Here is an 8364-nt window from a genome sequence, read left to right as displayed (position 1 = left end):
GGGGCCGTTCCAGCTGACCCACGTGGCCGCGCACCAGGCCTGGTATGCGGCGGTCAACGCGCTGTTCGGCCGCTTCAAGAAGTTCAAGGCCGACTACTCGGTGATCCCCTGGGCCACCTTCACCGACCCCGAGGTCGCGCGGGTCGGTTTGTCGGAGGCCGAGGCCAAGGAGCAAGGCGTGGCCGTTGAGGTGACGCGCTTCGAATTGAAGGAGCTCGACCGCGCGATTGCCGACGGCGCCACCGCCGGCTTCATCAAGGTGCTCACCGTGCCGGGCAAGGACAAGATCCTCGGCGTGACCATCGTCGGCGAACACGCCGGCGACCTGCTGGCCGAATACGTGCTGGCGATGAAACACGGCCTGGGGCTGAACAAGATCCTCGGCACCATCCACACCTACCCGACGCTGGCCGAGGCCAACAAGTACGTGGCCGGTGAATGGAAGCGCGCCCATGCGCCGCAGGGCCTGCTGGCCTGGGTCGCGCGTTTTCATGCGTGGGAGCGGCGGTGAATCTCGCGCGCCGGACCGTGCTGCTGGCGGCGTCGGCGCTCGCGCTGCCGGCATGGGCCGAAGGCTTCGACCACGGCCACGCGGCGTGGTCGGCCTTGCTGAAAAAACATGTGCGCCTGGTGGATGGCGCTCGCGCGTCGCAGCTGCGTTATGCCGGCATGGCCAGCGACCGTGCGTCGCTGAAGGCCTACCTCACCAGCCTGTCGGCGGTGAGCGCGCCTGAGTTTGCTGGGTGGCCCAAGCCGCGGCAGATGGCCTTTCTGATCAACGCCTACAACGCGTTCACGGTCGAGCTGGTGCTCACGCGTTACCCGAAGCTCGCGTCGATCAAGGAGCTGGGCGGTTTCTTGCAGAGCCCGTGGCAGCAGAAGTTCGTGCCGCTGCTGGGCGAGACGGTGTCGCTCGACGGCATCGAGCACCAGATGCTGCGCGTGCGTGGGCGCTACGACGACCCGCGGATTCACTTTGCCGTCAACTGCGCTTCCATTGGCTGCCCCTCACTGCGGGAAGAGGCTTACGTGGCCGAGCGCCTCGACGCGCAACTCGACGTGCAGGCGCGTCGTTTCATGTCAGACCGCAGCCGCAACCGCTGGAACGTGGGTGCGCAAAAGCTGGAGCTGTCGAAGATCTTCGACTGGTACGGCGAAGACTTTCGCCTGGGGCACCGTGGCATCGGCTCGGTGCCGGCGTTTTGTGCGAGCTTCCCGAACGAGTTGGCCGATGCACCGGGCGACCGCGAACGCATCCGCAGCCAGCGGGTGGCCGTGTCGCACCTCGCCTACGACTGGGCGCTCAACGACGTGAAGTCATGAGCATGTCGCGCCTGTCCATCATCGTGCCGGTGCTCAACGAGGCCGAGGGCATTGCCGCGACGCTCGATGCACTGGCTCCGCTGCGTGCGGCCGGGCACCAGCTGATCGTGGTCGACGGCGGCAGCCACGACCACACCGTGCGGCTGAGCCGCGAGCGGGCCGACCAGGTGCTCGACGGCCCGCGCGGCCGGGCACGGCAGATGAATGCCGGGGCGGCGGTCGCGACCGGCGAGGTGCTGCTGTTCCTGCACGCCGACACCCGTTTGCCACCCGCTGCCGACGAACACATCGCCGCATCCATGGCCCACGGCGCGGTGTGGGGCCGCTTCGATGTGCACATCGACGGCCGCTCGCGTTGGCTGCCCGTGGTCGCCTCGTTGATGAACCTGCGCTCGCGCCTGAGCGGCATTGCCACCGGCGACCAGGCCATGTTCGTGCGGCGAGATGTTTTCGAGCGCCTCGGCGGTTTTGCCGACCAGCCGCTGATGGAAGACATCGAACTCTCGCGCCGCCTGCGCGCGCTTTGCCGGCCGGCCTGCCTGCGCGCACGCGTGGTGACCTCCGGGCGCCGCTGGGACAGCCGTGGCGCCTGGCCCACCATCGTGCTGATGTGGCGGCTGCGCTGGCGCTACTGGCGCGGCGCCGCACCCGACGAGCTGGCGAGGGCCTACCGGTGAACCCTTGCGTGATCGTCATGGCCAAGGCGCCGGTGGCCGGCTTCGCCAAGACGCGGCTCATTCCGGCGCTCGGGGCCGAGGGCGCGGCGGCGCTCGCGGCGACCTTGCTCGATGCGGCCGTCGCACAAGCCGCACGCCACGGGCCGGTGGACTTGTGCTGCGCACCTGACACACGGCACCCGGCGTTTCAACGCCTCGCCGGCACGCACGGCATCGTGTTGTCGGAGCAGGGCGAAGGTGACCTCGGCGCGCGCATGGCGCGTGCGTTCGAGCGCCATCTCGCGCAGCACGGCTCGGCGCTGATGATCGGCACCGACGCACCGGCGATCGACGCGCCGATGCTGCAACGCGCCGCGCACGCACTGAGCGATGCCGACGCGGTGTTCATCCCCGCGCTCGATGGTGGCTACGCCCTGATCGGCCTGCGCCGCCCCGCGCCCACCTTGTTCAACGACATGGTCTGGAGCACCGACCGTGTGATGGCGCAGACCCGCGAGCGCCTCGCTGCGGCCGGCCTGCGCCACACCGAGCTGCCACCGGTGGCCGACATCGACGAGCCCGCCGACCTGCAGCACCTGCCACCCGGGTGGCTGCCATGAAGCGCCTGCTGTTGATCGGCGCCGGCCATGCACATGCGCAGGTCTTGCGCGACTGGCTTGCTGCGCCGGTGCCCGGCTGCGAGCTGACCGTGGTGTCGCCGAGCGCGCTCGCGCCGTATTCAGGCATGGTGCCCGGCTGGCTGGCGGGCCACTACCGTTTCGACCAGATCTGCATCAACTTCGAGGCCCTGGCTTCGGCCGCCGGCGCGCAGTTGCTCACCGACGAACTTGCGAGCCTCGACCCGAACCGCCGCCGCGCCAGCCTGCGCAGCGGCGCGGTGCTCGATTACGACCTGCTGTCGCTCAACGTGGGCTCCACGCTCACACCGCCCGCGCCGGTGAGTGGCACGCGGGTGTTGTCGATGCGCCCGCTCGGCGAGCTGAGGCTGGCGTGGGAGGCGGTGCTCAGCGACCCGGCACTCGGCGCAAGTGACCAGCCGCTCAGGGTCAGCGCCATCGGCGGTGGCGCTGCGGGGGTCGAATCGCTGCTCGCCACCTTGACGCGCTTTCGCAGCCTGCAACCCGGCCGCACCGTGCAAGGCCGATTGATCTCGCGCGGCGACTCGCTGCTGCCCGACATCGCACCCGGCGCCGCGCGAGCGGCGAACGCCGCGCTCACGGCGGCCGGTGTCACCGTGCAACTCAACAGCACCTGCACCGACAGCGAGGCAGCTGGCTGCGACCTGCTGTTGTGGGCCACAGGCGCGCAAGCCCATGCCTGGCAGCGCGACTGCGGCCTCGCGCTGAGCGAGCGCGGCTTCATCCGCGTCGACGAGCACCTGCGCTGCGTGTCGCACCCTCACGTCTACGCCGTGGGTGACTGTGCCGAGTGGGCCACGCCGCTGCCCAAGGCCGGTGTGTTTGCCGTGCGCATGGGGCCGGTGCTGTCGCACAACCTGCGTGCCGCACTCCAGGCGAGCGCGCCCCGTGCCTATTCGCCACAACGCCGTTTCCTTGCGCTGCTGTCCACCGCCGATGGCCGCGCCATCGCGTCGTGGGGGCGCTGGTCGGCGCAGGGGCGCTGGGTGTGGCGCTGGAAAGACCACATCGACCGCGCCTTCTTGCAGCGTTTTGCTCTCGCCAAACCACTCCAAACCACACCCACCTCCAACCCCTTGCCCGGAGACACCGCATGAAGCTGTTTGCCCGCCTGCTGACCCTGCTCGCACTGAGCTTTGCCGCCATCACCGCATCGGCACAACCCACGCCGCTCAAGCTCGGCGTGGGCCTGTTCCAACCCGACCGCGAGCGCAACGACGCCACCTACCGGCCGCTCGCGCAGTACCTGGAGGCGCAGCTCGGCCGCAAGGTCGAGCTGCGCACCGTCGACAGCTGGGAGGGCCTCGCCAAGTCGCTCGCCAACGGCGAAACCGACCTCGCGCTGATGGGCCCCTGGGGCTACGTGCTCGCCCACCACGCCGCACGTGCACAGGTGGTGTCGACCATCCTGTACGACGGCAAGCCCGAGTACTTCGCGCTGATGATCACGCACCCCGATTCGGGCATCAAGACGGTGGCCGACTTGAAGGGCAAGACCTTTGCCTTCGGCGACAAGGGCTCGACCTCGGGTTACCTGATCCCGCTGCACTACTTCATGACGCAGGGCATCGACCCCGAGACCTATTTTTCCAAGGTGCTCTACACCAAGCACCAGGCCATCGAAACCCAGGTGGCCGCGGGCCAGCTTGACGCCGGCGCCGACTACAACCGCAACCGCAACGCGATGATCGAGCAGGGCCTGATCAAGGCCGAGCGCTCCAAGATCATCTGGCAGTCGCCTCCCTTGCCCAACGACGCGTTTGCGGTGAGTGAAGCTCTGTTCAAGGACAAGGCCCTGGTGTCGCGCCTGCAAGCGGCGCTGGCCGGCGTGGGCGCCCAACTCAAGCAGCAGCCCAACCTGCTGCCCGCGCACTACACCGGCTTCGTCACCACCGACAACAGCTTCTACAAACCGATCCGTGACGCGGGCCTGGCGACAGGCAAACTTTCGGCGCAGTGATGCACGGCTCCGTTCGGGTTGAGCGTGTTTCTCCGTTCGCCCTGAGCCTGTCGAAGGGTGCGCAGTGCACGGCGCTGGCTTCGACAGGCTCAGCCCGAACGGAATGTGAGCCAGCAAGGTGAATGTTGTGAACGTGTTGTTGCTCAGGCCAAGCCAACCCCTCTCGGGGCGGCTGCGCTTTTTCATGCTGGTGCTGCTCTACGCAGCGCTGGTGGCGCTGTGTGCGGGCAGCCTGTGGGCGGCGGGCGAGTTGTCGTTCGGGCGCAACCCGTGGAGCAACCTGCTCAAGTCGGTCGGCGAGTTTTCGCGGCCGAGTTTTGTCGACCTGTGGTTCGGCCCCACACAACTGGAATACCGCAGCGACGATGGCACCCTGTTGCGGGTTGAAAACCGCCAACTCGTCGAACTCAACTTCCTGAAAGCACTCGCTTCCGCCACCTGGACCACGGTGCAGATCGCCACCCTCGGCTCGCTGCTGGGCGCCTTGCTCGCGCTGCCACTCGGCCTGCTGTCGGCGCACAACCTGGCCGCGCCGCGCTGGCTCGCTGCCGCAGCGCGCGCTGTGCTCAACGTGACCCGCGCCATCCACACGCTCGTGTTCGGCCTGGTGCTGGTGGGCATCGTGGGCCTGGGGCCGATGGCGGGCATCCTCGCGATTGCGCTGCATTCGATGGGCACCTACGGCAAGCTTTACGCCGAGTCGATCGAAGCGCTCGACATGGCGGCGGTCGACGCCGTGCGCGCCACCGGCGCGGGCCCGGTGCAGGTGTTCTTCAACGCGGTGTGGCCCTCGGTGTTGCCGCAGTTCGTGTCCAACCACCTCTACATCTGGGAATACAACATCCGCGACTCCACCATCCTCGGCCTCATCGGCGCGGGGGGCCTGGGCTTGTTGATCTCGGAGGCGACCTCGCTCTTCCAGTGGGGGCGCCTGGCCACCATCCTGATCGTGGTGATCGCTTTGGTGACGGTGTTCGACACCATGAGCCGGCGCATCCGGCAGGCGCTGCTGTGAACGCGGCCGAGGCCATTGCCATCAAGGGCTTGCGCTGCCAGGCCGCCGATGGCCGCATCACGCTCGACATCGCCCAGCTCTCGCTGCGCCCCGGTGAACGTGTGGCCATCGTCGGCCCCAACGGGGCCGGCAAGTCGACCCTGCTGCGCTGCCTCACCGGTTTCGTGGCGCCCGTGGCGGGCCAGGTGCAGGTGCTGGGCCAGGCGCTGGGGCCCGGCATCACGCGCGACGATCTGCAGCACTTGCGCGCACAGGTGGCGCAGGTGCTGCAGGGCCTGCACATGGTGCAGCGGCTCAGTGCGCTCGACAACGTGCTCATCGGCGCGCTCGGCCGCTTGAGTGGCTGGCGCAGCTGGGCGCGCTTGCATGCGCAAGAGGATGTGGCCGAAGCGCTGCGTGCGCTCGATGCCGTGGGCCTGCGCGCCTTGGCAGCGCAGCGCGCCGACCGCTTGTCGGGCGGCGAGCGCCAGCGTGTGGCCATTGCCCGCATGCTGATGCAGCGGCCCCGCCTGGTGCTGGCCGATGAACCCACCGCCAGCCTCGACCCGGCTTCGGCACGCGAGGTGTGCCGCCTGCTGCGCGACAGCGCGGCCCAGGCCACGCTCATCACCGTGGTGCATCACGTCGACCTGCTGCCCTTGCTCGCCGACCGTGTGATCGGCCTGCGAGACGGAAAGCTGGTTTTCGACCAGCCCCTCGCGTCGCTGGATGCGACTGCGTTCGACGCGCTGTATGGCAACGAAGCCCCCCGCGCCGCGCCGATAGCCCCCGCCGAAAAAACCCGCGAGATTCACACACTGCAACGCCTGGCGACCTGGAGAGAAATCTGATGGACACCGACGCCGGCCGCATCTGCCCACTGCACTACCGTTACGCCCCCAGCAGCTTCGCGCGGCCGGCCGAGCTGCAATGCGAAGTGCTGTACGTGGTCGGCGGCCTGTACGGCAACGAGCCGGCGCTCGACGTGCTGCTGGCGCTGTTCGAGCGCGAGCGAGGCCCCAAGCGACTGGTCTTCAACGGTGACTTCAACTGGTTCAACACCGACCCGGCGATCTTCAAGCGCCTGAACGAACGGGTGCTGGCCTTCGACGCTTTGCGTGGCAACGTGGAAACCGAGTTGAGCGACCCGGCCGAGGGTGACAACGGCTGTGGCTGCGCCTACCCCGACTGGGTCGGCGAGGGCGTGGTGCAACGCTCCAACAACATCATGCGCAGCCTGCGCGCCACCGCCGCGCGCTTCCCTGGGCTGACGCAACGCCTCGCCGAACTGCCCATGCACCGGCGTGTCGACGTCGGCGACTGCCGCATCGCCATCGTGCACGGCGACGCCGAGTCCCTCGCCGGCTGGGGCTTTGCGCAGGAGCACTTGCAGGGGGGCGCCCACCGTGACACCGCGCGCCGCTGGTTCGAGGCCGGGCAGGTCGATGTGTTCGCCAGCAGCCACACCTGCCTGCCGGTGTTCCACACGCTGCCGATGGCTACACGCGGCGTCGCCCCGGTGGTGCTCAACAACGGCGCGACCGGCATGCCCAACTTTCGCGGCGATGCGGCGGGCCTGCTCACCCGCATCGCGCTGCGGCCGTTTGATGGCCCCGAGCGGCGCTTCGGCCTGCAACGCCACGGCGTCCACATGGAGGCCATCGCCATCGAGCCCGACCAAGCGCTGTGGCGCGCACAATTCCTGCAGCAGTGGCCTGAAGGCAGCGACGCACACGCGTCGTACTGGAGCCGCATCGCTGACGGGCCGGCCTTCGAGCCGGCCGACGCCTTGATCACATCGGAGGACTGATCACATGCTCGCAATCATTGGCGGCACCGGCCTGTACGACCTGGCCGGCATGGAGATAGAAGAGCGCATCAGCGGCGACACGCCCTTCGGCACGCCTTCGGGCACGGTGCAGCGTGGCCGCATCAACGGCCAGCCGATCCTCTTTCTGGCGCGCCACGGCGCCGGCCACAAGCTGCTGCCCCACGAGGTGAACTACCGCGCCAACCTGTTTGCCCTCAAGCAGGCCGGCGCGACCCTGGTGCTCGGCTTCTCGGCTGTGGGCAGCCTCGCAGAACACGTGGCGCCGGGTGACCTGGCGATGCCCGAGCAGTATTTCGACTGGACTCGCGGCTCACGCGAGCGCAGCTTCTTCGGCGGCGGCGTGGCAGCGCACATCTCCGCCGCCCACCCGGTGAGCGCGGCGCTGGTCGACGCAGCGAGCAGCGCCGCACAAACGCTCGGCATCACGCTGCACCGCGGCCTCACCTACGCGTGTGTGGAAGGACCGCGCCTGGGCACCCGCGCCGAGAGCCACTTCTTGCGCCAGGCCGGCTGTCACCTGGTCGGCATGACCAACGTGCCCGAGGCCTTTCTGGCACGCGAAGCGCAGATGGCCTACGCCACGGTCGGCATCGTCACCGACTACGACTGCTGGATGGACGACCCCACGCGCCACGTCAGCGTGTCGGCGATCTTCGAGCTGTATGGCAAGAGCCTGGGCACGGCGAGGCGCGTGCTGAACCAGCTGTTGTCGCAGCCACCTGTCACACCCGAGCCTGAGATCCGCACGGCCTTGTCGACGGCCATGATGACGCCGCTCGACGCGCTGACGCTAGAGCAGCGGGCGTGGCTTGATGTGTTGATGCGCTGAACAGGTGCCCCTGTTCGAGGGCACAGCAGGGCGCCGGCTTCGACAGGCTCAGCCCGAACGGAAGCTGGTGTGAACACGTTGAACAAGCACTCCGTTCGCCCTGAGCCTGTCG

Annotated in this window: 9 protein-coding genes and 1 pseudogene; all 10 read left to right on the top strand. The window is 68.6% G+C overall.

From position 1 onward, the window contains the following. Positions 1-511, top strand: a pseudogene (locus RMO40_RS11240) (pyridine nucleotide-disulfide oxidoreductase); the annotation flags it as partial. Next, a complete protein-coding gene (locus RMO40_RS11235; protein WP_309720725.1) occupies positions 508-1323 on the top strand; it encodes a DUF547 domain-containing protein in 816 nt (271 codons plus the stop codon). The pseudogene RMO40_RS11240 and the gene RMO40_RS11235, both read left to right, overlap by 4 nt. Next, positions 1320-2000 carry a TIGR04283 family arsenosugar biosynthesis glycosyltransferase gene (locus RMO40_RS11230; RefSeq protein ID WP_309720722.1) on the top strand — a complete coding sequence of 227 codons (681 nt, stop codon included), beginning with the start codon at positions 1320-1322 and terminating at the stop codon, positions 1998-2000. The genes RMO40_RS11235 and RMO40_RS11230 overlap by 4 nt, the downstream gene beginning before the upstream one ends. Further along, positions 1997-2599: a TIGR04282 family arsenosugar biosynthesis glycosyltransferase gene (locus RMO40_RS11225; protein ID WP_309720719.1), complete on the top strand. Its 603-nt coding sequence runs from the start codon at positions 1997-1999 to the stop codon at positions 2597-2599. The genes RMO40_RS11230 and RMO40_RS11225 overlap by 4 nt, the downstream gene beginning before the upstream one ends. Further along, positions 2596-3735: an FAD-dependent oxidoreductase gene (locus RMO40_RS11220; RefSeq protein ID WP_309720716.1), complete on the top strand. Its 1140-nt coding sequence runs from the start codon at positions 2596-2598 to the stop codon at positions 3733-3735. Before RMO40_RS11225 ends, RMO40_RS11220 begins: the two co-directional genes overlap by 4 nt. Beyond that, positions 3732-4598, top strand: coding sequence for a phosphate/phosphite/phosphonate ABC transporter substrate-binding protein (locus RMO40_RS11215; protein ID WP_309720713.1), 867 nt, complete (start codon positions 3732-3734; stop codon positions 4596-4598). Before RMO40_RS11220 ends, RMO40_RS11215 begins: the two co-directional genes overlap by 4 nt. A 127-nt stretch (positions 4599-4725) precedes the next feature. Next, entirely contained in the window at positions 4726-5613 is an 888-nt protein-coding gene (phnE, locus tag RMO40_RS11210) for a phosphonate ABC transporter, permease protein PhnE (RefSeq protein WP_309720710.1), read from the top strand. Further along, positions 5610-6443, top strand: a complete 834-nt coding sequence (locus RMO40_RS11205; RefSeq protein ID WP_309720707.1) for an ATP-binding cassette domain-containing protein — start codon at positions 5610-5612, stop codon at positions 6441-6443. The genes phnE and RMO40_RS11205 overlap by 4 nt, the downstream gene beginning before the upstream one ends. Next, positions 6443-7402 carry a hypothetical protein gene (locus RMO40_RS11200; RefSeq protein ID WP_309720703.1) on the top strand — a complete coding sequence of 320 codons (960 nt, stop codon included), beginning with the start codon at positions 6443-6445 and terminating at the stop codon, positions 7400-7402. Before RMO40_RS11205 ends, RMO40_RS11200 begins: the two co-directional genes overlap by 1 nt. 4 nt (positions 7403-7406) lie before the next feature. Continuing rightward, on the top strand, positions 7407-8252 hold the full coding sequence (locus tag RMO40_RS11195; protein ID WP_309720698.1) for an S-methyl-5'-thioinosine phosphorylase: 846 nt from the start codon (positions 7407-7409) through the stop codon (positions 8250-8252). Positions 8253-8364 lie beyond the last annotated feature (112 nt).

The sequence above is a fragment of the Rhizobacter sp. genome (genome assembly GCF_031412075.1).
Taxonomy (GTDB): Bacteria; Pseudomonadota; Gammaproteobacteria; order Burkholderiales; family Burkholderiaceae_C; genus Rhizobacter.
This window is presented reverse-complemented; position numbering and strand designations above follow the sequence as displayed.

Excerpts from the sequence above, each read along its gene's own strand:
- RMO40_RS11230 (WP_309720722.1), top strand. The coding sequence starts at position 1,320 with ATGAGCATGTCGCGCCTGTCCATCATCGTGCCGGTGCTCAACGAGGCC.
- RMO40_RS11220 (WP_309720716.1), top strand. The coding sequence starts at position 2,596 with ATGAAGCGCCTGCTGTTGATCGGCGCCGGCCATGCACATGCGCAGGTC.
- RMO40_RS11215 (WP_309720713.1), top strand. The coding sequence starts at position 3,732 with ATGAAGCTGTTTGCCCGCCTGCTGACCCTGCTCGCACTGAGCTTTGCC.
- RMO40_RS11200 (WP_309720703.1), top strand. The coding sequence starts at position 6,443 with ATGGACACCGACGCCGGCCGCATCTGCCCACTGCACTACCGTTACGCC.
- RMO40_RS11195 (WP_309720698.1), top strand. The coding sequence starts at position 7,407 with ATGCTCGCAATCATTGGCGGCACCGGCCTGTACGACCTGGCCGGCATG.